The sequence below is a fragment of the Bradyrhizobium sp. AZCC 2230 genome, assembly GCF_036924495.1.
Classification (GTDB): Bacteria; Pseudomonadota; Alphaproteobacteria; order Rhizobiales; family Xanthobacteraceae; genus Bradyrhizobium; species Bradyrhizobium rifense.
In genome coordinates, this window is record NZ_JAZHRS010000001.1 from 7713647 (window position 1) to 7736626 (window position 22980).

Annotated in this window: 19 protein-coding genes; 9 read left to right on the forward strand and 10 right to left on the reverse strand. The window is 64.9% G+C overall.

The genetic code is table 11. The annotated features are described in order from the left end of the window. Positions 1-56 precede the first annotated feature (56 nt). Positions 57-965 (reverse strand): PaaI family thioesterase, encoded by a 909-nt coding sequence (locus V1280_RS36845; protein ID WP_334535533.1) that lies wholly within the window; start codon positions 963-965, stop codon positions 57-59. Positions 966-1114: 149 nt separating this feature from the next. Between V1280_RS36845 and V1280_RS36850 the strand changes: the two genes are divergently transcribed. After that, entirely contained in the window at positions 1115-1429 is a 315-nt protein-coding gene (locus V1280_RS36850; RefSeq protein WP_334535534.1) for a hypothetical protein, read from the forward strand. 9 nt (positions 1430-1438) lie between these two features. Here the strand turns inward: V1280_RS36850 and V1280_RS36855 are convergent, their stop codons facing one another. The 3 genes from V1280_RS36855 to V1280_RS36865 all read right to left on the reverse strand — a co-directional run bounded on the left by V1280_RS36855 (position 1439) and on the right by V1280_RS36865 (position 5057). After that, positions 1439-2320 (reverse strand): DUF1186 domain-containing protein, encoded by an 882-nt coding sequence (locus tag V1280_RS36855; RefSeq protein ID WP_334535535.1) that lies wholly within the window; start codon positions 2318-2320, stop codon positions 1439-1441. A 34-nt stretch (positions 2321-2354) separates the two neighbouring features. Continuing rightward, positions 2355-3830, reverse strand: a complete 1476-nt coding sequence (locus V1280_RS36860) for an amidase (RefSeq protein ID WP_334535536.1) — start codon at positions 3828-3830, stop codon at positions 2355-2357. A 108-nt stretch (positions 3831-3938) separates the two neighbouring features. Next, the gene (locus V1280_RS36865) at positions 3939-5057 is read right to left on the reverse strand and encodes a ring-opening amidohydrolase (protein WP_334535537.1); all 1119 of its coding nucleotides are present in this window, start codon (positions 5055-5057) and stop codon (positions 3939-3941) included. 188 nt (positions 5058-5245) lie between these two features. On the opposite strand from V1280_RS36865, the gene V1280_RS36870 reads away from it, so the two are divergent. The 6 genes from V1280_RS36870 (at position 5246) to V1280_RS36895 (ending at position 13898) form a co-directional block, all read left to right on the forward strand. Beyond that, positions 5246-6664, forward strand: coding sequence for an IS1182 family transposase (locus V1280_RS36870; RefSeq protein WP_334535538.1), 1419 nt, complete (start codon positions 5246-5248; stop codon positions 6662-6664). A gap of 1083 nt (positions 6665-7747) precedes the next feature. Further along, positions 7748-10084 carry a Tex family protein gene (locus tag V1280_RS36875; protein WP_334535539.1) on the forward strand — a complete coding sequence of 779 codons (2337 nt, stop codon included), beginning with the start codon at positions 7748-7750 and terminating at the stop codon, positions 10082-10084. 120 nt (positions 10085-10204) lie between these two features. After that, on the forward strand, positions 10205-10762 hold the full coding sequence (locus V1280_RS36880) for a hypothetical protein (protein ID WP_334535540.1): 558 nt from the start codon (positions 10205-10207) through the stop codon (positions 10760-10762). A gap of 97 nt (positions 10763-10859) precedes the next feature. After that, complete coding sequence (locus V1280_RS36885; protein WP_334535541.1) at positions 10860-11552, forward strand: response regulator transcription factor; 693 nt, start codon at positions 10860-10862, stop codon at positions 11550-11552. Next, positions 11539-12627, forward strand: coding sequence for a sensor histidine kinase (locus V1280_RS36890; RefSeq protein WP_334535542.1), 1089 nt, complete (start codon positions 11539-11541; stop codon positions 12625-12627). Before V1280_RS36885 ends, V1280_RS36890 begins: the two co-directional genes overlap by 14 nt. Positions 12628-12656: 29 nt before the next feature. Further along, positions 12657-13898 (forward strand): amidohydrolase family protein, encoded by a 1242-nt coding sequence (locus V1280_RS36895; RefSeq protein ID WP_334535543.1) that lies wholly within the window; start codon positions 12657-12659, stop codon positions 13896-13898. A 10-nt stretch (positions 13899-13908) separates the two neighbouring features. On the opposite strand, the gene V1280_RS36900 is transcribed toward V1280_RS36895, so the two are convergent. The 3 genes from V1280_RS36900 to V1280_RS36910 form a co-directional block, all read right to left on the reverse strand. Continuing rightward, positions 13909-14280: a response regulator transcription factor gene (locus V1280_RS36900; protein WP_334535544.1), complete on the reverse strand. Its 372-nt coding sequence runs from the start codon at positions 14278-14280 to the stop codon at positions 13909-13911. After that, positions 14277-15143, reverse strand: coding sequence for a S1C family serine protease (locus tag V1280_RS36905; protein ID WP_334535545.1), 867 nt, complete (start codon positions 15141-15143; stop codon positions 14277-14279). The genes V1280_RS36900 and V1280_RS36905 overlap by 4 nt, the downstream gene beginning before the upstream one ends. 181 nt (positions 15144-15324) lie before the next feature. Beyond that, on the reverse strand, positions 15325-16158 hold the full coding sequence (locus V1280_RS36910) for a transporter (RefSeq protein ID WP_334535546.1): 834 nt from the start codon (positions 16156-16158) through the stop codon (positions 15325-15327). Between the two features lie 112 nt (positions 16159-16270). On the opposite strand from V1280_RS36910, the gene V1280_RS36915 reads away from it, so the two are divergent. Beyond that, entirely contained in the window at positions 16271-17146 is an 876-nt protein-coding gene (locus V1280_RS36915) for a dihydrodipicolinate synthase family protein (RefSeq protein ID WP_334535547.1), read from the forward strand. Between the two features lie 114 nt (positions 17147-17260). Continuing rightward, positions 17261-19582: a xanthine dehydrogenase family protein molybdopterin-binding subunit gene (locus V1280_RS36920; protein ID WP_334535548.1), complete on the forward strand. Its 2322-nt coding sequence runs from the start codon at positions 17261-17263 to the stop codon at positions 19580-19582. 105 nt (positions 19583-19687) lie between these two features. Here the strand turns inward: V1280_RS36920 and V1280_RS36925 are convergent, their stop codons facing one another. Genes V1280_RS36925 through V1280_RS36935 form a run of 3 tightly spaced genes read right to left on the reverse strand, consistent with a single transcriptional unit; the run spans position 19688 to position 22904 of the window. Continuing rightward, positions 19688-20884 (reverse strand): acyl-CoA dehydrogenase family protein, encoded by a 1197-nt coding sequence (locus V1280_RS36925; protein ID WP_334538499.1) that lies wholly within the window; start codon positions 20882-20884, stop codon positions 19688-19690. Positions 20885-20899: 15 nt separating this feature from the next. Beyond that, on the reverse strand, positions 20900-22048 hold the full coding sequence (locus V1280_RS36930) for an acyl-CoA dehydrogenase family protein (RefSeq protein ID WP_334535549.1): 1149 nt from the start codon (positions 22046-22048) through the stop codon (positions 20900-20902). 4 nt (positions 22049-22052) lie between these two features. After that, complete coding sequence (locus V1280_RS36935) at positions 22053-22904, reverse strand: enoyl-CoA hydratase (protein ID WP_334535550.1); 852 nt, start codon at positions 22902-22904, stop codon at positions 22053-22055. Positions 22905-22980 lie beyond the last annotated feature (76 nt).

Below are 22980 nucleotides of genomic sequence, written 5' to 3' on the forward strand. Positions count from 1 at the left end.
CTCGTGGGGACGCGCTATCGTTGTGTCCCGAATCCCGGTCGTCAAGTAAAATACGCCTATTCTTCGTCGTTTCCAGGCGTCGGGCGCAGCATGAAATGACCGAAAGCAGAGGCGATCGGTTTGCCCGGATCGTCCTGCCAGGCCCGCGCCTCGAAGGCGACGATACGCCGGCCCTGTTTCACGATCGAGACATTGGCGATGGTGTCCAGCGCCCGGCCGGAGCGCAGATAGTTGACAGTGAGCCCAATGGGCTTCGGCAGTGTCGCGATGCCGAGTTCGCGCCGCACGCCGAGGATCGCGGTGGTCTCGAGGAAGGCGCCGGTCATGCCGCCATGGATGGCGGGGAGGATCGGGTTGCCGATGATTTTTGGCGAGAACGGCATCGTCAGCGTACTGTCATCATTGACGCGAATACCGAGGCAGCGCGCGAACGGGCTGTTGGCGAACGGGCCGTCCGGATCCTCCGGCGCGTCCAGTGTCGGAATGCTGCGCGAATCCATCCTGCGGTCCGCAAGCATGTTGGTACGGTTGGCACCGATCATGAAGCAGGCGGTGGCGGTCGCCACCGGATCGTCCTCGGACTCCTGGTAAGCCGTGGAGCGCACGAAGGCGATCGACCGGGTGGTGCGGTAGCAGATCGAATGCGCCTTGATGGCGAGCCCGGGTGTGGCCGGTTTCTGGTAGTCGATGCGCAAATCGAGCGTCGCGATCGCGCTGGTGCCGTCGAGCGCGAGCTGCGCCGCCATGCCGCAGCTCTCGTCGAGCATCGCGGTGACGACGCCGCCATGCAGCACGCCGGTCTCGGTGTCGCCGACGAAGGCGGGGCGGTAGGGCAGGCTCGACCAGGCCTCGCCCGGCGCGAACCGGTCGAGCTGAAGCCCGCTGATATGGCCGTAATCGGAACGGCGGCCCTTGATGGCCTCGGCGAGTTCCTCGAAGGGAAGCGTGGTCGGTGAGCTGGACATGGTGACGTACTAGACCAGTGCCGAGCGCCGCGCAAAACCCAGAATGCGCGCGCACGGCAGGTCTGTCAGGAACCGGTTTGGCCTCGACAGGGCGCGCCGAAGCAACGATGGTGAGCGCTTCGCCCGTCGACTAGCCCCAAGGAGTGCCCATGGCCGATCCCGAAACGCCCACCAGCCAGGGGCCCGTCATCATCTCCAATTCAAGCTCCGAGCGAGCGCCGATTATCTATTTCGACGGCGCATCCTGCTTCGGCCATCACAACGGCGCCATCCAGATCGAGCTTGCCGCGAACTTGCTGATGCCGGTCGGTGCCGCCGTCAGGGTCGACGTGGTCCAGACCGCGCATCTGCGCTGCAGCCCGGCCGCAGCACTGGCCTTGCGCGAAGCGCTCGACAAGGCGCTCGCGATGCTCAAGCTCGGACAGCAGCAGCCGGACGAAGCGATCCCGGCGGTGAAGAACTGAGATCGGTAGTCAGCCGGCGGGACTCGCGTTCAAGCAGCATTTCTTGAATTTCTTTCCGCTGCCGCAGGGGCAGGGATCATTGCGGCCAACTTTGAGAAACGGATTGGCTTTGGGATCATAGAATGACACCGACGCCGATCCCTTCTTTTCGCGAGGCTCCGGATTGAAGGCAGCCCACGTGGACAGTTCCAGAATCGTGTCGTCGAATAAGGTCAAATCGTTTTCGGCGCGGAACGGCGGAGCACCGGGATTGGCGAGCGTGTATTGCAGATCTCCTTCGAAATCCGCGTATGAAAGCCACGATTTATCGATGAATCCTCGTGCAAAGGCGCGTTCAACCAACGGCTTCAGACTGGAGAGTCCAAGCCAGGCAATCGATTGCTGCCAACCGGACCAGACATAACAATAATCTCGCGGCCGAAGCCGGTCGTAGCACTCGCGCAAGAATTGTTCGGACCATGCGCGCGATACGTCTCCACGCAAGGTCAATAGTGCGATCGCCTCGATCATGCGTGAACGAACGAATTCTTCGGCATCTTCATCGTGGATGATGTCGCACAATGGCTGCAGGTTGCCATCGTAGACGGAGGCCATCACGCGGTGAGTCGTCTCGGTGATCGCACCGCCCAAGATCGCATCCACGATGTCGGGGGGCTTGCGCAAGAATCTTGCAAGCACCGGGTAGGCAAGATTCACACGCCATTCGCCAAGGAGGTGGAACGCAAAGAACAACGCTGCTTTGTAATCCGTTCGATCAGGCGATTCGACTTCTTCGAAGGCACGCAAGAAGACGGGAATAACCGAGTCTTTGTCGGCCCGCGCCGCCTGAATCGCTTCGGTCGGAAGACCCGTTTTCTCGTTGAGGCTCTCCAGAATCTGTAACGGGTCCAAGTCGTGTCCTCCGGCGGATCAGCGTAACGTTACCTCATCCCTTGGTCACATGCACCTTTGCGGTCTTGCCGCCGTTCCACTTGCCGTCGAGCGCGCGCTCGATCTGGGCGGCGAGTTGCAGAAGCAGGCCGTCATTGGCCTGCTTCGCGATCGCCTGGATGCCGAGCGGCAGGTCGTGCTCTTGCGCGGCCATCGGCATCGAGATCGCCGGCATGCCGCAGAGGTTCGCAAGCGGCGTGAAGGCGAAGAAGCGCCAGAGATTGCCGAACCAGTCGAGCACATCAGGATTATCCGAGATGGTGAGATATTCCCTGGTACCGACCTTCGGCGTCGGCAGCGCGGTGATCGGCGTCAGGATCACGTCCCACTGCTCGAAGAAGCTGCCGAAGCCGCGCGACGTCGTGTTGAACACGCCTTGCATCTTGGCCCGATCGGCAAAGCTGGTGTGAAGCCCGGCTTCCCAGATCCGGATGTTCATCGGCTCGATCAGATCTTCGGGCGGACGCTCCAGCCCGCGCACGGCGAGCATGTTGGAGATCACCACGGAAAAGTTCGAGATGTAGCAGGTGGTCTGCGCCGCGAAGGCGGCGCGGAAATCGAGCTCGGGCAGCGCGTAATCGACGTGATGGCCGAGGCCCTCGAGGAAGCGGCCGGTCTTCTCCAGCTCGGCGGCGATCTCAGGCGTCGCGGTGTAGTCGCCCCAGGTATGCGACAGCGCGATGCGAAGCTTGGACGGATCGCGCTTGATCATCTCGCTGTAAGGCTGCGCCGTGGTCCAGAACGGCATGAACTCGCCGGGCGCAGGGCCACGGGCATTGTCGACGAAGGCGGCGGTGTCGCGCACCGTGCGCGACTGGCAGCCCTGGATCGAGACGAGGCCGGTGAGATCCGACATGTGCGGCGCCAGCGAGAACACGCCGCGCGAGACCTTCAGCCCGATATTGCCGTTGACGCCGGCGGGAATGCGGATCGAGCCGCCGCCGTCGGTCGCGTGCGCGATCGGCACCACGCCGGCCGCGACCATCGCGGCGCTGCCCGCCGACGAGCCGCAGGTGGTGTAGTCGGTATTCCAGGGATTGCGGGTGACATAAACGGCGGGATTGTCGGCCGAGCTGCACACGCCGAATTCCGGCGTCGTCGTGCGCCCGATCAGGTTGAGGCCTGCCTGGCGGAATTTGCCGGTCAGGAACGTGTCGGCGGCGGCGCGATTGCCGCGCATCAGCAGCGATCCCATCTCCTGCAGCCGGCCCTTCATGGTCGGCCCCAGATCCTTCATCAGGAGGGGCAGGCCGGCGAATGGCCCGCCGAGATTGGCGCCGTCCTTGGCGGGATCGGCGATCACGTCATCGAACAGCTCGACCACGCCCGACAGCGTCGGATTGACCTTGGCCACGGCCGCTGCAGCCTGACGAGCCAGTTCCTTCGCCGTCAGCTCGCCCTTGCGGACGCGCGCCGCCAGCCCCACGCCATCGTGCTGCGCCCATTCGTTCCAGCTCATCGGCAAAGTCATGAAGTCAAATCCCTCAAGGTGCGGGCGCCACCTTTTTCGCAAGGGCCCGCGTGAATCAACTGAGCCGGCGCGAAGGGCAGGGTTGCGCCGGGCGGAGAGGTCGCGGCGTCAGTCCTTGATCCTGGCAATCACTGCGACCGGTCCGCCGCCGGCCGGTCCCTGATGCTCGGCGCCGCCGGAGACGTAGACCGCGCTGGTGCCGGCGAGGCCGGCGATCAAGCCGCCGACCGCCGCGCGGGCGTGGCGTGTCGAGCTGATATCGGTGTCTTCCAGCATGGTGTGGCGGAAGCCGCGCACGGTGCCATCAGGCGAGGCCTCGGCCTTGGCGAGGATGTTGACGAGCTCGCGGCCCGACTGCGGTGTGGTGCCAAGATCAACATCAAGCCCAACGCTCTTCAATGCCGACAAGACCGCCGCGGCATCGATCGCGTCGCTCATCACGGCATGCCCGATCTCGAATTCGCTCGCTGACGCCCCCGAATTGCCGAGCACGATGACGACGTTATGCATCAGCTCGATCCCGGACGAGGTCGAGGCGACCTTCGAGAACAGATCGTAGCGCCGCAGCACGAATTCATCGCTGATGTCGGATGCGACCTCGCCGAGCGCAACTGCAACGCCGAGTGCTGAAGCGCCGCGCGAATAGGCCATCGAGCTGTAGGCGCTGATCGTCGCCGTCTTGCTGCCGCGCGCGGCTGCTGCCTCGACACGTTCGCTGGTGAGCAGCGGGCACTTGATCTGGACGAAATGGACATCAGTGGGATCAGTGATGCCGGCATCCGCCATCGCGGCCTTCACCGCCCTGGCGGTCTCGGTGATCTGTGCCGAGCGGCCAAGCTCTTCAGGCAGAAAATCGCGGGTCTGCGCCATGCCGATGCTCAGGCGCTTGCCGGTGATGCCTCCGGGCGGCGTCGCGACCTGCTGGCGCGTGAACACCGTGATGTGCGGGCTGAGCACGCCCTCGGTGCCACCGGACATCACAAACGCAATGCGCTGCTCGACCTCGTGCGGCGTCAGATCAAGCTTCGGCGCCAGCGCCCTGCACAGCGCAGCCACGGCATACTCCCGGGTAAAATCATTGACGCCGCCATTGCCCTCGGTCTTGCCGAGGATCGCCAGAATGGAAGCCGGATCGATCGCGCCGGAGCCGATCAGGCTCATGAGGCCGGAAACGTCGCCGGGGCCCCTGGTGGCGACCTTGAAGACGCTGACCGATGTCGTCCGCATGGATAGTCCTCGTGGGAAGTTCGATGGTCCGGCAGGGGCAACCAGCCGTGGAAGCGGGGCGGATGTCAAGGTGCCGATGTGATCACGCCGATGCTTCTCCAACGTCGTCCTGGCGAACCAGGCTGTGTGAAAACCCAGCGAGTTATGGTGTTTTGGGTTTGGCTTGATTCGAGGCGATGATGGGGCACGTGACGGGACAATCGCGATACCAGACGACGCTTTTTCCGGAGGTTCTGGACGAAGCTGTGGGCCGGGACGATCCGGTTCGGGTGATCGACGCGTTTGTCGCGGGGCTCGAGTTGGAGCAGCTCGGGTTTTCCAAGGCTATTGCGGAGGAGATGGGACGACCGCCCTACGCGCCGGGCGACCTGTTGAAACTGTATATTTATGGGTACTTGCACCGGGTGCGGGCGAGCCGTCGGCTGGAGGCCGAGACGCGGCGCAACATTCAGGTGATGTGGCTGCTCAACCGTCTGACGCCGTCGTTCAAGACGATAGCGGACTTCCGCAAGGACCATGCAGAAGCGATCGTGAAGGTATGCCGCGCCTTCATTCGGTTCTGCGGGGAGCAGTCGCTGTTCGGGGCGGAGTTGCTGGCGATCGACGGGACCAAGATCGCGGCGGTGGCGAGCCGCAAGCAGGTGGTGACGCCGCAACGTATCGCGAAGATGAACGCGGCGATCGACCGCCGGATTGCGGATTATCTGGCGTCGATGGACGACGCCGACCGGACGGAGGCGGGCTCGGTCGGCAAGCCTGTCGATGTTGCGGCTGCGATCGAAGCTCTCAAGGCGCAAAAGGATCAACTACAAGCTCAGGCGCAAGATCTGGCGGCGCGCGGGCTCAAGCAGGAGGTCATGACCGAGCCGGAAGCACGGTTGATGCGCACGCCGCACGGCCACGCGGTCGCCTACAATGCGCAGACCGTGGTCGATGCCGAGCACAAGCTGATCGTGGCGTTCGATCTGACGAACGAGGGCAACGACCTGCAGCAGCTCCATCCGATGGCGGTGCAGGGCAAGGCTGCGGTCGAGGCCGACGAGATCACGGTCGTGGCCGACACCGGCTATTCGAACGGCGAACATGGGGCGCTCTGCGAGCAGGACAGGATCACCGCGATCGTGCCGCGGCCAGAGGTGGTCAATCCGAAGGGCCCCCAATACTTCAGCCGGGATCGGTTCAGCTACGACCATGAGAGCGACACCTGGCGTTGTCCGGCCGGGGAGACGCTGAGCCTGTTCAAGACTTCGCAGACCCAGCAGCAGAAGGAATACGCCAGCCGGGCGTGCGGCGCCTGCGCGCTCAAGGCGCAGTGCACGAACGCTGCGCGGCGGGTGATCGTGCGTCATTTTTACGAGGATGAGCGTGAAGCGATGCACCGGCGGGCCGTCGCCGATCCGAGCTGGATGACGCACCGGCGGGAGACCGTCGAACATCCGTTCGGAACCATGAAATGGCTGATGGCCGGTCCGCGCTTCCTGGTGAAGGGGTTGAAAAAGGCAAAAGCCGAGCTCGCCCTGGGTGTCCTCTGCTACAATCTCAAGCGGGTGGCCAACATCCTCGGCGTGCCGGCCTTGCTGGGAGCGTTGGCACCATCTGCGGCCTGACAGGGGCACTTTTGCCTCCCGCTCAATCGTCCCAGCATCAGCGCGACTTCTCGCACGGCCTGGAAAGCCAGGACGACACTGAATGTGTTGCGCGCGCCGGCGGTCACCCGCGCCCCTGTTTCGCTGGTCTGTCAATCCCGCTCGCCAAAAATATTCCACTTTACCGAAATTCGGATTTGTCGTATGTGTCGCCCATCCTGATCCGGCGAAAAGGGGCGGTCGTACGTCGTCACGAGCCGCGGATCGGGCTGCGGTGGACGCGAGCGGCGCCGTCGCGGATGCGGGTGGTAGGGCGGGGCAGTGGATTGAGCCGAGCCCCGTGAGCGACTTGCAAGCCGCGTTGTACGAACGGCGCTTTGTCCTGCCAGGCCCTTGGGCCTGAACAGGAATTGCTTGCGTACGGCAAAACCGTGTGGTCCTGGCCGTCGTCGCTACGGTCAAGCCTTGCGGAGGCGGCATTGGCGTCAACCGGCGCGGTGTCGGCGACTTCCGTGAGGCGAGGGAGGCCAGAAGGAATTCGGCTCCCGGGAGAGCACGGCATAAGCCGTCCAACCACTGCGCAGGGAAGGCCGTGTGTTCGGCTACACCTGTATGCTGCTGTGCGGTCTCTTTGCGCTACATTTTCGCGCAGCAGACCGCGGGTGCCAGCCGGCACCCGGCCTTCCCTGCGCCCTTTGTTCTGAGGGCGTGAAGCGAAAAGCAAAACTCGGGCGGATTGCGCCGCGAGAGTGCGAAGGTGTGTCTGCGGGATGAAATGTCAGCTGGAAGAGTGACGCTATTGCCTCATACTCCGTCATTGCGAGCGCAGCGAAGCAATCCAGAGTCTTCCCGCGGAGGGATTCTGGATTGCTTCGCTGCGCTCGCAATGACAACGTGGAGGGCGTATGCGCCGAACCTTACTTTTGTGCCCCAGATGCTTGGACATCCCCACGATTGTGGCGAGATCGCATCGGTCCCACAAAAAATCCTCTGTCGACGGTTGCGCGCCGCACCTTGATGAATCAACCTTGGTTGGTCCATAAGCGGCGTCCCGCGACCGGATTTCGGTTTGCGTCGCGTGCTTGGCTATAAAGGGATTCTCGCGTGGCAAATATCAACCAGAAAATTGCGCAGGAGCTTGGGGTACGGGCGGAGCAGGTCGAGGCGACGGTGACGTTGCTCGACGGCGGCGCTACGGTTCCCTTCATCGCCCGCTACCGAAAGGAAGCGACCGGTGCGCTCGACGACGCGCAATTGCGCACCCTGGAGGAGCGCCTGGGCTATCTGCGCGAGCTCGAAGACCGCCGCAAGGCGATCCTCGAATCGGTCCGCGAGCAGGGCAAGCTTGATGCCGCACTCGAAGCCTCCATTCTCGCTGCCGACAGCAAGGCGCGCCTCGAGGACATCTATCTGCCATTCAAGCCGAAGCGCCGCACCAAGGCGGAGATCGCCAAGGAGGCCGGCCTCGAGCCGCTCGCCAATCAGCTCATCGCAGAGTCCGGCAACGATCCCAAGGTCGTCGCCGAAGGTTTTGTCAACGCCGAGAAGGGCGTCGCGGATGTCGTGGCTGCGCTCGACGGTGCCCGTGCCATCCTGGTCGAACGTTTTGACGAAGACGCCGATCTGATCGGCGTGTTGCGTGAGGAGATGTGGACCAATGCGCGCATGGCCTCCAAGGTGCGCGACGGCAAGAAGACCGAGGGCGAAAAGTTCGCCGACTACTTTGAATTCTCCGAGCCACTGACAAAACTGCCCTCGCACCGCATCCTCGCGATGTTCCGCGGCGAGAAGGAAGAGATCCTCGATCTCCAGATCCAGGCCGAGGCCGAAGTGCCGCCGGCGGGCGTCCCGGGCGCCTATGAGCTGAAGATCATGAAGCGGTTCGGCATCGCCGACCTCAAGCGCGCCGGCGACCGCTGGCTGATCGACACCGTGCGCTGGGCCTGGCGCACCAAGATCCAGGTTCATCTGAATATCGACCTGCGCATGCGGTTGTGGAATGCGGCCGAGACCGAAGCCGTGCGTGTGTTCGCCTCGAACCTGCGCGACCTCCTGCTGGCGGCGCCCGCCGGCACCCGCGCCACCATGGGGCTCGATCCCGGCTACCGCACCGGCGTCAAGGTCGCCGTCACTGACGCGACCGGCAAGGTGGTCGATACCGCCGTGATCTATCCACACGAGCCGCAACGGCAGTGGAACGAGTCGCTCGCGATCCTCGGCAAGCTTGCGATCAAGCACCGCGTCGAACTGATCGCGATCGGCAACGGCACCGCCTCGCGCGAAACCGACAAGCTCGCGGGCGATCTCGTCAAGGGCCTCGCCGAATTGAAGATGAGCAAGATCGTGGTGTCGGAAGCCGGCGCGTCGGTCTATTCGGCCTCGGCCTTCGCCTCGGAGGAATTGCCTGAGCTCGACGTCACCCTGCGTGGTGCGGTCTCGATCGCCCGTCGTCTGCAGGATCCGCTCGCCGAGCTGGTCAAGATCGAGCCGAAAGCGATCGGCGTCGGCCAGTATCAGCACGATCTCGGCCAGGCCAAGCTCGCCAAATCGCTCGACGCGGTGGTCGAAGACTGCGTGAACGCGGTCGGTGTCGACGTCAACACCGCCTCGGCGCCGCTGCTCGCCCGCGTGTCGGGCGTCGGCTCGGGTCTTGCCCAGAGCATTGTGGCGCACCGTGACGCCAACGGCCCGTTCAAGTCGCGCAAGGCGCTGAAGGAGGTGCCGCGGCTCGGTCCGAAGGCGTTCGAGCAGTGCGCCGGCTTCCTGCGCATCCTCGGCGGCGAGGATCCTCTCGATGCCTCCGGCGTGCATCCGGAAGCCTATCCGGTGGTGCGCCGGATTCTCAGCGCCACCAAGAGCGACATCAAGGCGCTGATCGGCAGCAGCGAGGTCGTCCGTACGCTGAAGCCGAAGGATTTCGTCGACGAAACCTTCGGTCTGCCGACCGTCACCGATATTCTGCGCGAGCTGGAAAAGCCCGGCCGCGACCCGCGTCCGGCGTTCAAGGCCGCGGTGTTCAAGGAGGGCGTCGAGGAAATCAAGCATCTGCAGAAGGGCATGATCCTCGAGGGCACCGTGACCAACGTTGCTGCGTTCGGCGCCTTCGTCGACATCGGCGTGCACCAGGACGGCCTCGTTCACATCTCGGCGATGTCAAAAACCTTCATCAAGGACCCGCGCGAGGTGGTGAAGCCCGGCGACATCGTCAAGGTGAAGGTGCTGGACTTCGAGGTCGCCCGCAAGCGCATCTCGCTGACCCTCCGTCTCGACGACGAGGTCGGCGCCAAGAAGGACGCCCCCGGCATGCAGCGCGACAACGGCGCACGCAATCCCTCTCGCATGACCTCCTCGGCCCCGCGCAATCAGGAGTCTTCCGGCGGCGGAGCCCTCGCCGAGGCAATGCGCCGTGCTGCGGAGAAGAACGGCGGCAAGCGCGTCTAGCCTCCCTAACACCCGCGTCAGAATCTGGCGCATTTGTAAGTTGAAGGAGAGCGCTCCTTCTCCTCATCTGAGCATCCTCGTGCGGCGCGGTCACCGCCGCACTGCAAGGAGGATGGTTCGATGAACAACAGGCTTCTCAAAGGTCTCACTGCGGCGACGATCGCTGCAGTGATGGCACTCGCTTCGCCCGTGCTCGCCCGAGGTGGAGGCGGGGGCGGCGGTGGCGGCCACGGCGGTGGCGGCTTCGGCGGTGGCGGCCACGGCGGTGGCGGCTTCGGCGGTGGTGGACGCGGCGGCTTCGGTGGCGGGATGCACGGTGGTGGCTTCGGTGGCGGCATGCACGCCAGCGGCTTCGGAGGAATGCATGTCGGCGGCATGGGCGGAGGTGCGCACTTCGCCCATGTCGGTGGACCGGGTTTTAGTGGACCTGCCTTCGGCGGTGCGCGCTTCGCGCATGCGGCGATCGGGCCGCGCTTCGCCGGCGCTGGCGCCGGCTGGCACGGTCGGCCCTTCATCGGCCGGCATGCCTTCTTCTTCCACCATCACCACTTCCGCCGTTTCGCCGTGTTCGGCGCGCCTTACTACTACTCCAACTATTATGACGATGGTTGCTGGCGCAGGAGCTTGACGCCCTCAGGGTGGCAATGGGTCAATGTGTGCGGGGAGAATTGGTACTAGCATCGCTGGACCGCACCATTGTCGCGATCGCCACCGGGTGGTTCCGCTCAGCCCCGGAACGGGATAGTCTGGTGGCGATCGTCGCGCGGAGTTTGTCATGACCGGAGGCCACCGTCGCATCCTCGTCGTCGAGGACGATCCGGAAACCGCAGGCCAGCTCGTCGAGGAGCTGACGATTTCAGGCTATGATGTCGACCTTGCCGCCACGGGGCGTGAAGCCCTCAGCCATGGCGTCGCGCGCGACTATGCCGTGATCACCATCGACCGCATGCTGCCCGACATCGACGGCATCACCGTGATGCGACAAATGCGTGACGACGGCGTTGCCTCGCCCTTCCTGATCATCTCCGCGCTCGGCGAGGTCGACGACCGCGTGCGCGGCTTGCGCGCCGGCGGCGACGATTATCTCGTCAAGCCGTTCTCCTTCGTCGAGCTGCTCGCGCGCCTCGAAGCGCTCGGTCGCCGCAGCGAGACCATCGCCAAGGAAACGATTCTGCGCGTCGGCGATCTCGCGGTCGATTTGATCGCGCGAAATGCCAGCCGCCGTGGCCGCAAGATTCCGCTGCTGCCGCGCGAGTTTCAACTGCTCGAATATCTCGTGCGCAATGAGGGCCGCGTGGTCTCGCGCGCGATGCTGCTCCAGCATGTCTGGGACCTGCATTTCGATCCCTCCACCAACATCATCGACGTCTATGTCGGACGCGTCCGTCGCAAGGTCGACGACGCCCAGGCCTATCCATTGATCCACACCATTCGCGGCATTGGATATTGCCTCCGTGCTCCTGGTTAATACGCTTCGGTCCTCGACCTTCCGCCTGGCGCTGATCGCGATCGCGATCTTCGGCCTGATCGTTGCGGCGATCATGGCGTATGTCTATTTCGGTACGCTCGCCTATGTGCGGAGCCGGGTTGGCGATGTCGGCGACAACAGCGGCTTCGTCGCGATGCTTGAGCTTGCGATGATCGCGGTTGCGGTGTTGCTCCTGGTGCTGGCAGGCCTCGCCGCCGTGCTGGTGACGCGGCGCACGGTCGGGCGGATCGAGGAGATCAACGCCACCAGCCGCGCCATCATGCTGTCCGGGCTCGATCGCCGCATTCCCTTGCGCGGCAGCCACGATGAGTGGGACCGCGTCGCCGAAAACCTCAACCTGATGCTCGACCGCATCGAGACGCTGATGGGCGAGGTCAAGCAGGTCAGCGACAATGTCGCCCACGATCTGCGCACGCCGCTGACCCGCATGCGCGGCCGGCTGGAAAAGGCCTATCACCACGAGCGCAACAGTGAGGCCGATGCGGCGCTGATCGGCGATACCATCGCCGACCTCGATGCGGTGCTTGGCATGTTCGCCTCGATCACGCGGATCTCGGAGATCGAGACCCGTGCCCGCCGGAGCGCGTTTCGCGCGCTCAACCTTGCGGAAATTGCTGGCGAGGTCGTCGAACTCTATGACGCCGCCGCCGAACAGGTTGCGACGCGCCTGAGCATCAGTGGCGACCGTGAGGTCGCCGTCACCGGCGACCGCGATCTGCTGTTTGATGCCATCGCCAATCTGGTCGACAACGCGATCAAGCATGGCCGCCCGGGCGGAAAGGTTACGGTGACATGCCGCAACACCGGGGACGGCGCGACGATCGCCATCGCCGATGATGGTCCGGGCATTGCCGCCGATCAGCACGATCACGTGTTCAAACGCTTCTACCGGCTCGAGCAGAGCCGCTATACGCCCGGCAACGGCCTGGGCCTGAGCCTGGTCGCGGCGGTGTCGCGCCTCCACGGCGCCGAGATCGTGCTGCATGACAAGGCGCCGGGCCTGACGGTCCAGCTTAGCTTCCCGCCGCACCGGCCCGGCACCCAACTTGCATGATCGCACGCATACCGAGCGAAAGTCCTGCAATGTCCCGCCTGCCCGACATCGTCATCACCAACGCCCGCATGCGCAGCCGGGAGGTCGTCGACATCGCGATTACCGACGGCGTGATCACCGCGATCGGCAGCCGGCTCGAGACCGGCGCACAATCCTTCGTCGATGCCAGAGGTGGCCTGGTGACGCCGGCCTATGTCAATCCGCACCTGCATCTCTGCAAGGTCTGGACGTTGCCGCTGATGTCGGAGGCAGCGCTCGAGGCCTATCAGGGCGCCGGCATGAGTGAGGCAGCCAGGGCAATCGATCTCGCCGCGGTCGTGAAGAGCAATTACGACGCCGCCTGGATCGTCCCGAACGCGCGGCGCGCGGTGGCGCTCGCCGCACTCCACGGCAATCTCCACATCCGCGCCTTCGCCGATGTCGACACCAAGGCCCGGCTCGAAGGCGTCAAGGCGCTACTCGCGATCCGCGAGGAGTTTCGCGGCATCGTCGATATCCAGGTCGTCGCCTTCCCGCAGGACGGCCTGTTTCGCGAGCCCGGCGCTGATGGCCTGATGCGCAAGGCGATGGCGCTCGGCGCCGATGTCGTGGGCGGCATCCCCTGGTTCGAAGCCGATGAGCAGGACATGCGGCGCCACGTCGATTTCTGCTTCGACCTTGCGGCCGAACACGGCGCCGAAATCTCCATGCTGCTGGACGATGTCGGTGATGCCAATATGCGCACCCTCGACATGATGGCGCGCACGGTGATCGCACGCGGCGTCGAAGGCCGGGCGCTCGCCCATCACTGCCGGGCGATGGCGCTCTATCCCGAAAGTTATCTCCGCGAGCTGACGGCGCTGCTCGGGAAGGCGCGCGTCAGTGTCGTCAGCGATCCCCATACCGGCCCGCTGCATGCGCGGGTGAAAGAGTTGCTGGGCGCTGAAATCAACGTTTGCCTTGGCCAGGACGACATTTCGGACGCGTATTATCCGCTTGGCCGCAACAACATGCTGGAGGTGGCCTTCCTCGCCTCGCATCTCCTGTGGATGACGAAGAAGAGCGAGCTCGAGTCGCTCTACGACATGATCACAACGCGTGCCGCCGCGGCGATGAATCTGGAGCGCTATGGCCTCGAGCTCGGCTGCGCCGCCCACCTTGTCATTCTCGACCAGGGCGATGTCACTGATGCGCTACGCTTCCACGCGCCGCCCCGCGTCGTCATCAGCCATGGCCGCATCGTCGATGTCGACCGCATGCGTGAGCTGGCGCAGATCGCAGTCAGCGACTGATGCGCACTACTCAGAGCTCGATCACGCCGCGGCGCGCCGCGTGCGCCACCGCGTCGGTGCGGCCGGTCGCATCCAACTTGTCGAGCAGCGAGCCGACGTGGAATTTAACGGTATGCACGGAGATGTTGAGCTGCCGCGCGATCATCTTGTTGGAGGAACCCTCCGCCATCAGCGCCAGCACGTCCAGCTCGCGCTGCGTCAGGCTGATGTCGTCGGGCATGACGCGCGGATCGCGCGCGACGACGCTCGCCGTGGCTGTCTCGCCGGGCGTGGCAAGGCGAAGCCCCGCGACACTGCCGAGCAGCGTCGCGAGGCGGTCGGCCAGCGCAGGATCGTCGATCTCGAGGGACAGCACGATCTCGGGTGCGTTGTCCTCGCTCACGCTTCCGGCCTCTCGCCAATCGTGACCTTGAAGCTCGCCGGCTCGCCGCCGCGGCGGACCGCGACATCGATCACCTGGCCGACGCTCGCGGGTCCCAGTGTTCGCAGTAGCGCGCGCACGCCGGAGAGCTTCTGGTCGTTGACCGCCACGATCACGTCGCCCTGGCGGATGCCGGCCGTGGCCGCCGGGCCTGCCTTGTCGACATTCATCACCATCGCGCCGATGCCGTCGTCGAGCCGCAGCGGCTGCAGCCCGAGCCCGAGATACCCGCGGGCGATGCGGCCGCGTGTCTCGAGCTGGGCCGCGACGCGCTCGATGGTCGCCGTCGGGATCACCAGCACGCGCCGCGGTCCCAAGACGGTCATGCCGAAGGCCTCGCCGGATGCATCGAGGGCGAGGCCGCCCTCCTGGCTCGGACGCAGGCGAACATCGAGCTCGATCCGCGCATCGATCTCGCCGCCGCGCAAGGAGCGCCAGCTCTTGCCTGAAACCGACACCATCCCGAGCGCCGCGCTCTGCGCATCGCGATTGGTGGCGACCACGACCGAGAGCGTGCCGAGGGCAGGGACCGTCGCGGCGAGCTTGACCGGGGTGATGCTGGTATCGGCGCGCAGCAGCGCGATATCGGTGGTGTGGTCGCGGCCGACGATCTTGGCGGCCGTGGTACTGCCATCGGGAAGAACGATCTGGACCTCGCCCTCATCGGCCAGCGCCTCGTCGGCCGTGACGATCAGGCCGGGCTTCCAGACGAAGCCGGTTGAGCGGGAGCGATGCGAATGCACGGAGACGACGGACGGCGTGATGCGCGCCACGACATCCGCGAGCGCGGAGGATAGCGAGGTGAGAGGAGTGAAGTCGGTCATGGAAGGCTCCTGTAAGCTGTCCACAATCTGGGATGTCACGGGCTATTGCGAAACTGGCCGGGTGGCCAGTCCTCCCTGGGCCACGGCCGACGAACATGTGATTGGGAGCCGCTCACGGGAACGTGTAGCAATCGCCAAATTGAGCCTTACAGCCTCAGGGATTTCAGCGAGCGAGCTACCGTCAGCGCCGAAGCATCGGTCTCGTTGCCGTGCCGAGGACGTTGTCCCAGCGGTAGGAATAGCCGACGCCGATGATGTAATCCGGCGAATTCCGGTTGAGGCCGAAGGCCAGGTGGAAATCGAGCTGCTCGGTCCGGTTCAAGAGATAGCCGCCGCCGACATTGAAGAGCGCCGTGCTCGCGCCGCGTGACGGAGTGTCGCTGACATATTCGGCGAACAGAGCCAGCTTCTCGCTGACCTTGCGTTCGAGCACGAAGGTCGCCTCGCTGGTCTGGTGATTGGCGAGATTCGATGGCCGGAAGAAGCTCGTGAACATGCCGCTGATGCCCCAGCCGCCGCCGAGCTCGTAGGACCAGGGGAATTGCAGATAGGGCTGAACGCCTGCGCCGGTGATTGCGGGCGTGCCGGTCGGCAGGCCGACGCCGAACACCACCGAGAGGTTCGCAGGCTCAGGCAGCCCGCTGACCTGCCATTTCACGCCGGGGGTGACATTGGTGGAACCGCTGTCGACCGTGCCGGTCAGCCGCCCGACATGGCTGGGAACATCGACCAGCACTTCGAGGCAGGGCGCGATGCCGAAGCGGAGACGGCTGTTGCTGCCGTCAAAGCCCTTACCCGTACTCTGGCCGGACGTGTTCAGACCGTTCTCGATCTGGATGCTGCCATCAGGCACGACCAGGCTGGAATTGGTCACGTCAGGACGATCGGTCGCGATCTCCGATTGCGGCGAGGGGCATTCGCCGGCCTGGGCCATGCCGGGGCACAGCGCGGTGGCAAAGAGGCCGACGCAACACAACGAAACCCGCCAAAGCTGCAGGACAATTCCCAAAACCACAAATACGCTCTTCGAAAGCAGGTCGCTTGCTGGCAATACGACCCCATGGTAGCACCCGACGGATCGCGGGCCTGCCAGACAGGACTCACCTTCCCCGGAATTTATTCCCGACATGACCGATTTTCGCGGCGTCTTTCCCTATCTCGTCTCGCCCGTCGGCACTGATGGGACGGTGCGAACCGACGTGCTTGCAAAGCTCTGCGACGATTTGATCGGGGCCGGCGTGCACGGGCTGACGCCGCTCGGCTCGACCGGCGAGTTCGCCTATCTCAACGCCGCGCAGCGCATGGCGGTGGTGCAGACCACGATCGAGGCCGCGAAGGGCCGCGTGCCGGTCGTCGCCGGCGTCGCCTCCACCTCGACGGCCGATGCGGTGGCTCAGGCGCAGGCCTACCAGAAGCTCGGCGCCAACGGCATCCTGGCGATCCTGGAGGCCTACTTCCCGCTCGCCGATGCCCAGGTCGAGTCTTATTTCCGCAGCATCGCCGACGCAGTCGACATTCCGGTCGTCATCTACACCAATCCGCAATTCCAGCGCTCCGACCTGACCCTCGAAATCATCGCGCGCCTCGCCGAGCATCCGCGCATCGGCTACATCAAGGATGCCTCGACCAACACCGGACGGCTGCTCTCGATCATGAACCGCTGCGGCGATCGCTTGCGCGTGTTCTCGGCCTCCGCCCATATCCCGGCCGCGGTGATGCTGATCGGCGGCCTTGGCTGGATGGCGGGACCGGCCTGCATCATCCCGCGCCAGAGCGTCGCGCTCTACGACCTCTGCCAGGCCGGCCGCTGGGATGAGGCCATGGCGCTCCAGCGCAGGCTGTGGCGCATCAACGAGGCCTTCGCCCGCTTCAACCTCGCCGCCTGCATCAAGGCCGGGCTTGCGATCCAGGGCTATGACGTCGGCGATCCCGTCCCGCCGCAGGCCCCTCTGACAGCAGACGCGCGCAAGGTCGTGGAAGCTGCATTGCGGGAGCTCGCGTAGCCTTCGCGGCATGCCGGAATCATGGACATACCGCCCAAAACCGCGGCTGGTCTCGCATGGCTCGATCCGCTAAAAGGCAGCCCGAATTTCAAGAGACCCCGAGGATCCTGCGGAATGAACATTCTTCCCGGCAATTTGCGTTTCGGAGCGGGCCAGCCCGTCAAGCGTTTGGAAGACCAGCGGCTGCTCACCGGGAAGGGGCAATTCATCGACGACAAGCCGGAGGACGGCGCGCTATGGTTGCACGTGCTGCGCTCGCCGCATGCGCACGCGAAGATCGTCTCGATCGACACCAGCGCGGCGGCATCGATGGCTGGCGTCACCGCGATCTATACCGGCGCCGATCTGATCAAGGACGACGTCGGCACCATCCCGACGCTGAGCATCTTCAAGCGCCCCGACGGCAAACCGATGACGGTGCCGCCGCGCCGGCTGCTCGCCCATGAGGTCGTGCGCTACACCGGCGAGGCGGTGGCGGCGGTGGTGGCTTCGTCGCGTGCGGAGGCCCAGAGCGCGGCCGAAGTGATCGTGATCGAATACGACGTGCAGCCCGCCGTGGTCGATCCCGTCGAGGCCGTTAAACCGGGTGCGCCCTTGGTGTGGCCTGAGGCGCCCGACAACATCGTCGGCGCGATGAGCTATGGCGACGCCGTGAAGGTGGACGAGGCCTTCGCCAAGGCCGCGCACACGGTCGAGCTCGATCTCGTCAGCCAGCGCCTCGTGCCGTCAGCAATGGAGCCGCGCTCGACCATTGCCGAGATCGACAAGACAACCGGACGTCTCCTCCTGCACGTGCAGTCGCAGACGCCGGCCTCGACCCGCGACGTGCTGGCCGAAGCCGTGCTGAAGCGTCCCAAGGACAGCGTGCGCGTGCTGGTCGGCGACATCGGTGGCGGCTTTGGCCAGAAGACCAATCTCTATCCGGAAGACGGCATCGTCGCCTATGTCGCGACCAAGCTGAACAGGAAGATCCGCTGGCGCGGCGACCGCACCGACGAGTTCGTCGGTGGCACCCACGGCCGCGATCTCACCTCGACGGCGTCCTTCGCGCTGGACGAGGAGGGCAAGGTGCTGGCCTATCGCGTCACCTCGATCGGCTGCACCGGCGCCTATTCCTCGGGCGCGGCCAACATCATTCCGCTGGTGCTCGGCCCCTTCGTGCAGACTGGCGTCTACGACCTGCCGCTGGTGCATTTCGAGATCAAGTCGGTGATGACCCACACCGCGCCGGTCGGTGCCTATCGTGGCGCTGGTCGTCCAGAAGCCGTCTTCATCGTCGAGCGCCTGTTCGACGCTGCCGCGCGAAAAATCGGCATGGATCCTCGCGCGATCCGCAAGGCGAACTACATCAAGCCGGCGCAGCTGCCCTACACCAACGCCGCTGGTCAGGTGTACGATTCCGGCGCCTTCGCCCACATGCTCGATCGCGCGGTCAAACTCGCGGACTGGGATGGCTTTGCCGCGCGCAAGAAGGCCGCGAAGAAGAAGGGCCTGCTCTATGGCCGCGGCCTGACCTCCTACATCGAATGGACCGGCGGTCGCGCCCATACCGAGAAGGTCAGCCTGCATGCGACCTCGCAAGGCCGCGTCGTGCTGCATTCCGGCACCATGGCGATGGGGCAGGGGCTGCAGACCACCTACACCCAGATGATCTCCGACTCGCTCGGTATTCCCATGGACAAGATCGACGTCGTCCAGGGCGATACCGATCTCGCCATGGGCTTTGGCAGCGTCGGCTCGCGGTCGCTGTTCGTCGGCGGCACGGCGGTGGCGGTCTCCTCCAACGATCTGATCCAGAAGGCGCGCGAGAAGGCGGCGAACATGCTGGAGACCTCGGTCGAGGACATCGAGTACCAGGGCGGCATGCTTACCGTGGTCGGCACCGACCGCCGCATCAGCCTGTTCGACATCGCCGAGAAGGAGAGCGGCGCAAAACTCAGCGTCGATTCCGAAGGCGAGGTGGATGGCCCCAGCTGGCCCAACGGCACGCATATCTGCGAGGTCGAGATTGACCCGGAGACCGGCGTGTCCAAGGTCGTGCGCTACACCACCGTCGACGACGTCGGCGTGGCCGTGAACCCGATGCTGGTCACCGGCCAGATCCATGGCGGCGTGGCGCAAGGCATCGGCCAGGCGCTGTATGAGGGCGTCTCCTATGATACCGACGGCCAGCTCCTCACCGCGAGCTACCAGGATTATTGCATCCCGCGCGCCGACGACGTGCCGCCGATCGTGGTGACGCTGGATGATTCCGCGCCCTGCCGCACCAATCCGCTCGGCGCCAAGGGCTGCGGCGAATCCGGTGCCATCGGCGGCCCGCCCTGCGTCACCAACGGCGTGATGGATGCACTCGCCGAACTCGGCATCACCCAGCTCAACACGCCGCTGACGCCGCAGAAGATCTGGAAGGCGATCAAGGACGCGAAGGTGAGTTAGTGGCTCGGTGCGTAGCCCGGATGGAGCGAAGCGAAATCCGGGGCCGCTACCTCGCGGAAGACCGTCCCGGATTGCGCTGCGCTCCATCCGGGCTACGAAGCCGGGCTAAATCCCCAGCATCATCTTCGCGATGATATCACGCTGGATCTCCGACGTGCCGCCGAAGATCGTATAGGCCCGGCCGTTGAGATATTCCGGCACGACTGTCAGCATGTCCTCCGGCAGCGCCGGCTCGCGGTTGAGCTTGTAGAGCGGGCGCATCGGCTCGACGGCGAGTGCATCGTGGCCGATCACGTCGACGCCGAGTTTTGTCACGGCCTGGCGGATCTCGCTGTTGCGCAGCTTCAGGATCGACGATACCGCGCCGGGATTTTGTCCCGTCTGCAGCGCCGAGAGCACGCGCAGCTCGGTCATCTCCAACGCGTCGATGTCGATTTCGACCTCGGAGATACGGGTGGCGATGTCGGGGCTGTCGATTGCGCGTCCCGTGAGATCGGACTCCGCCAGCTCGGTAATGGCGCGCAGACCTTCGCGCAGCTTGGCGGATGCGATGCCGGAGCCGCGCTCGAACTCGAGCAGATATTTGCCGTAGGTCCAGCCCTTGCCTTCGTCGCCGACGCGGTTGGCGACGGGTACGCGCACGTCGTCAAAAAACACTTGGTTGACCTCATGATCGCCGCCGATGGTCAGGATCGGGCGCGTGGTGATGCCCGGCGTCTTCATATCGATCAGAATGAAGCTGATGCCGTCCTGCTGCCGCGGGCCGTCGCTGGTGCGCACCAGCGCGAACATGCGGTTGGCGAGGTGCGCATGCGTGGTCCAGATTTTCGTGCCGTTGATGATGTAGTCGTCGCCGTCGCGCACCGCGCGCGTCTTCAGCGAGGAGAGATCGGAGCCGGAGCCCGGCTCGGAATAGCCCTGGCACCAATAGTCCTCACCGGAAAGAATGCGCGGCAGGTAGAAATTCTTCTGCTCGGGCGAACCGAAGCCGATGATGACGGGCCCGACCATCTTCACGCCCATCACGTTGACATTGGGCACGCCAGCCCGCGCGCATTCGCTCTCGAAGATCCAGCGCTGCGCCGGCGTCCAGCTCGGCCCGCCGTGGTCGACCGGCCAGCCCGGCGCACCCCAGCCCTGCTTATGCAGCGCGCGCTGCCAGGCCATGCCGATGTCGGGGTCGGAGAACACCGACGGCGTCAGCGCGGTGGCGCGCTTCATCTCCTCGGTGAGATTCGCGGCGATGAAGCCGCGCACTTCGCTCTGGAAGGCGCGCTCTTCGGCATTGAACGACAGGTCCATCATGCGCTCCTCGTGTCAGGCGGGCTGGGTGGTGCGGCCAAGCTGGGCATGGCGGCTATAGTGGTGCGCGCTGCCGCCGAACAGCGTGTCGAAGGCGATGAGGCGCTTGAAATAGGCGCCGACCTCGAGCTCCTCGGTGACGCCCATGCCGCCGTGAAGCTGGATCGACTGCTCGCCGACGAAGCGGGCGCATTTGCCGATCTTCGCCTTCGCAGCCGAGGCGGCTCGGGCACGCTCAATCGGCGGGTTGTCGGCCTTCAGCGCGGCACGCAGCGCCATCGAACGGGCTTCGTCGACCTGGATGGCCATGTCGGCGAGGCGATGGCGGATCACCTGGTTGGCGGACAGCGGACGGCCGAACTGCTTCCTGATCTTCGTGTAGTCGAGCGTAGTGTCGAGCAGCGTCTGCATGATGCCGACAGCTTCCGCACCGAGCGCGGCCATGGCGCGATCGACGGCCCATTCGATCGCAAGCAGAGCGTCCTTGCCGTCGCCGAGCAGGGCATCCACCGGCAGCTCCACGTCTAACAATTCGATGTTGCAGGCGCGTCCGCCGCCGAGGCGCGGATAGTCGGAGATCGCAAGGCCTTGCGCCGTTGCCGGCACCAGAAACAGGCCGATGCGCCCCGATGGTCCCTGATGATCATGCAGATGCGCGGAGACGATGATCTCGTCTGCGGCGTGGCCGTCGAGCACGGCAATCTTGCTGCCGGAGAGATGCCAGCCCTGTACCGTCCTGTTGGCGGTGGTCGTGACCTTGGCAAGATCGAACCGCGCGGCACGCTCGGAATGCGCGAACGCAAGTTTCAACGATCCGTCCGCGATCTTGGGCAGGCTGGCCTGCTTCTGCGCCGTGCTGCCGCATCTGTCGATCAGCGCGGCCCCGAGTACGATTGTTGCCACATAGGGCTCGGACACCAGTCCGCGGCCAAAGGCTTCCATCAAGATGCCGATCTCGACCGGCCCGCCGCCGAGCCCGTCAAACTCTTCCGGGATCGGCAGCGCCAGCCAGCCGAGCTCGGCAAACTGCTTCCACACCGCCGGGCTGAAGCCGAGCGGATCGTTGGCCGTCTTGCGGCGGTGGTCGGCATCGTAGCTCTCGGCCACGAAGCGTTCCGCGCTCTCGCGCAGCAGCCGTTGCTCGTCACTGAGATTGAGATCCATGTCCTTACTCCGCGGCCGCCGGCTTGCGCACGGAGGGATGCAGTCCGGATGGATCGACCACCATGCCGAACTCCTGAAGATTGTGGGCGTGACAGAGCTGATGCAGCGCAAAGGCCTGGTCGATCGCGGCGGGCTGGCCCATCACGTCGACGGAGCGGTTCACGGCCTCCTTGGTCAGCTTCAGTGCGAAGGACGGTTTTGATGCGATCCGGCGCGCGAGCTCCAGCACCCGTGCTGACAGCTCCGCACGCGGTACGACCTGGTTCACCATGCCAAGCTGATGCGCCTCCTGCGCGCTCCAGCTGTCGGCCGTGAACAGAAATTCCTTGGCCTTGCGTGGGCCGAGCTCCCAGGGATGCACGAACCATTCGACGCCGCAGACGCCCATGGTGACGACGGGATCGCAGAACTGCGCGTCGTCGCTGGCAACAATCAAGTCGCAGGCCCAGGCCAGCATCAACCCGCCGGCGATGCACTTGCCATGCACTTCCGCAATCGTCGGCTTGGCGAGGTTACGCCAGCGCCGCGTGATCTGGAGATAAATTTCCTGCTCGCGCGCGAAGCGGCCGTGGGCGTTGGTCTCGGCAAAGCCGCCCCAATTCCCGATCGGCGCAAAATCGAGACCTGCGGCATTCTTGGCCCCGGGGCGCAGATCGTGGCCGGAGGAGAAGTGCGGCCCGTTGCCGGCGAGGATGATCACCTTGACCGCGTCGTCCTGCACCGCCGCGTCGAAGGCGGCGTTGAGGTCGTAGGTCATTTGCAGGTTTTGCGCGTTGCGCGCGTCGGGCCGGTTCATCACGATCCGGGCAATCGCCGGCTCAGGCCGCTCCACGAGGATGGTCTCGAACGAGGACATGGCGCGCTCCCCTACCATTTTTCGTCTTGTTTGCTTCGAGTTGACTATGTCACCGGGTGATAGGCAAGAGGCTTGC

Excerpts from the sequence above, each read along its gene's own strand:
- V1280_RS36845 (WP_334535533.1), bottom strand. The coding sequence starts at position 965 with ATGTCCAGCTCACCGACCACGCTTCCCTTCGAGGAACTCGCCGAGGCC.
- V1280_RS36850 (WP_334535534.1), top strand. The coding sequence starts at position 1,115 with ATGGCCGATCCCGAAACGCCCACCAGCCAGGGGCCCGTCATCATCTCC.
- V1280_RS36860 (WP_334535536.1), bottom strand. The coding sequence starts at position 3,830 with ATGACTTTGCCGATGAGCTGGAACGAATGGGCGCAGCACGATGGCGTG.
- V1280_RS36865 (WP_334535537.1), bottom strand. The coding sequence starts at position 5,057 with ATGCGGACGACATCGGTCAGCGTCTTCAAGGTCGCCACCAGGGGCCCC.
- V1280_RS36880 (WP_334535540.1), top strand. The coding sequence starts at position 10,205 with ATGAACAACAGGCTTCTCAAAGGTCTCACTGCGGCGACGATCGCTGCA.
- V1280_RS36885 (WP_334535541.1), top strand. The coding sequence starts at position 10,860 with ATGACCGGAGGCCACCGTCGCATCCTCGTCGTCGAGGACGATCCGGAA.
- V1280_RS36895 (WP_334535543.1), top strand. The coding sequence starts at position 12,657 with ATGTCCCGCCTGCCCGACATCGTCATCACCAACGCCCGCATGCGCAGC.
- V1280_RS36905 (WP_334535545.1), bottom strand. The coding sequence starts at position 15,143 with ATGACCGACTTCACTCCTCTCACCTCGCTATCCTCCGCGCTCGCGGAT.
- V1280_RS36915 (WP_334535547.1), top strand. The coding sequence starts at position 16,271 with ATGACCGATTTTCGCGGCGTCTTTCCCTATCTCGTCTCGCCCGTCGGC.
- V1280_RS36920 (WP_334535548.1), top strand. The coding sequence starts at position 17,261 with ATGAACATTCTTCCCGGCAATTTGCGTTTCGGAGCGGGCCAGCCCGTC.
- V1280_RS36925 (WP_334538499.1), bottom strand. The coding sequence starts at position 20,884 with ATGGACCTGTCGTTCAATGCCGAAGAGCGCGCCTTCCAGAGCGAAGTG.
- V1280_RS36930 (WP_334535549.1), bottom strand. The coding sequence starts at position 22,048 with ATGGATCTCAATCTCAGTGACGAGCAACGGCTGCTGCGCGAGAGCGCG.
- V1280_RS36935 (WP_334535550.1), bottom strand. The coding sequence starts at position 22,904 with ATGTCCTCGTTCGAGACCATCCTCGTGGAGCGGCCTGAGCCGGCGATT.